This window comes from Acinetobacter brisouii (assembly GCF_008993995.1).
Taxonomy (GTDB): domain Bacteria; phylum Pseudomonadota; class Gammaproteobacteria; order Pseudomonadales; family Moraxellaceae; genus Acinetobacter; species Acinetobacter brisouii_A.
In genome coordinates, this window is the sequence record NZ_BKNN01000151.1 from 1 (window position 1) to 1,476 (window position 1,476).

A 1,476-nucleotide genomic window follows, 5' to 3' on the forward strand; every position below is an offset into this window, starting at 1 on the left:
ATATAAAAGTTAGTTATATGGCTAAATTATGCAAACAAAATAGCTTTATCCTGCCTGTGGGAGTTTGAATGCTTCAGCTTCATATCCCAATTAGAAACGTCAATGCAGAATATGAAAGATGATAAGCAGTGTAGTCGCTTGCTGTATAATCATCATCTTCAAGATCGAATGGCCAGTATGTTGATTGGCGATATAACCAGTCCACAGAAAATCACATCAGTTGCAGCATGGATCATATCTAGATGAGCCACAAGCGCTAGATTCATTGAATAACACCGTATTCAAAGCACAACAAAATAACAAGGAGCATACCGATGAATCAACATCAGCAAGGCTGTGAACAAAACCATCAACAGGCCACTGAAACCGCAGCATTAACCAAACAGGATCAGATTCAACTCAGTGATGCTGAGTTTGAACATTTGCAGCAGCTGGTGAATACCCCACCAAAGGTTTCAGAGCGCTTAATACAAGCCGCGCAGCTGCTAGATCAGGACGGCTTTTAACATGACAACATCGCAGTGAGTACAGCTCGAATGCGGATTACTGCATTTCAAGAACCGCCAAGATGTTTCTCATCCCGCCCAAACTCTTCATTTGTTCAACTGGAATGCCGTTGCTTACCTGATTTCGTGTATGCATAAACTGTTGCATCCAGACCGCATCGCCACCGGTCATGGCAAATAAGCGTTTAAAAATCTGCACCAGAAACATCGCCCGTTGTCCGGTTTCCGTCTGTGGATCTAACTCGGGTAGTGCTTCTAGCTGGGTAATGCTTGCAGGATCTAGACCGAGAAGTTCACTGAGCTGAACGGGGGTAAGATTTAACTGGGTGGCAACATTCATCACCGCTTTTGCCAAGACCCGTTGTTGTTCTGCGGTTGCTTCCAATCGATTCATGATATCTCTCCGGTGCTAGGTTCATTCCCTGAACATGAATATGAACATCCAGAATTGTGGATTTATTTTTTAGCAAGACTGTCTCATTGATAGCACTTGAAGTGTTAACTGCAGTGTCATTGATAAAATCTAGAATATCGACATACGGATATTTTGTTAAGCATAAAAAGTCAGTTTAAGTGTGCTTTTGATGACGGATGATGTTCGTTGCTGTTGTGGCGAATAGAGCATGATCCAATGATTTTGTACGCTATTGCTTACAAATGAATGTGTAACAAAAACGGGTTGAACGTGTAACAACGCGGAAAAAGTTCATTTGAATGTGTAACAAAACAGCTTTGAACGTGTAACAAAGCGAAGAAATCCCCTGTGAACGTGTAACAAAACGGGGTTGAATGTGTAACAAAGCTCGAAAATACCCCCTTTGAACGTGTAACAAAGCTCAAAAAATAATCATTTGAACGTGTAACGCAGCACTAAAAACCCGTGATTTGAACGTGTAACGAACGTCCAAAAACTTACAGGATGGAACAATGTATATCACATTGTTCAATGTCTATATAGTCAAATCATTAT

2 protein-coding genes are annotated in these 1,476 nt (G+C 41.2%); one reads left to right on the forward strand and one right to left on the reverse strand.

The window, feature by feature from the left end; all coding sequences use genetic code 11:
• Positions 1-314 precede the first annotated feature (314 nt).
• Positions 315-506: a type II toxin -antitoxin system TacA 1-like antitoxin gene (locus GBN19_RS15340; RefSeq protein WP_151778694.1), complete on the forward strand. Its 192-nt coding sequence runs from the start codon at positions 315-317 to the stop codon at positions 504-506.
• Positions 507-543: 37 nt separating this feature from the next.
• On the opposite strand, the gene GBN19_RS15345 is transcribed toward GBN19_RS15340, so the two are convergent.
• The gene (locus GBN19_RS15345) at positions 544-900 is read right to left on the reverse strand and encodes an antitoxin Xre-like helix-turn-helix domain-containing protein (protein ID WP_151778695.1); all 357 of its coding nucleotides are present in this window, start codon (positions 898-900) and stop codon (positions 544-546) included.
• Positions 901-1,476: the final 576 nt, after the last annotated feature.

Coding starts and splice junctions, on each gene's coding strand:
- GBN19_RS15340 (WP_151778694.1), top strand. CDS start 315: ATGAATCAACATCAGCAAGGCTGTGAACAAAACCATCAACAGGCCACT.
- GBN19_RS15345 (WP_151778695.1), bottom strand. CDS start 900: ATGAATCGATTGGAAGCAACCGCAGAACAACAACGGGTCTTGGCAAAA.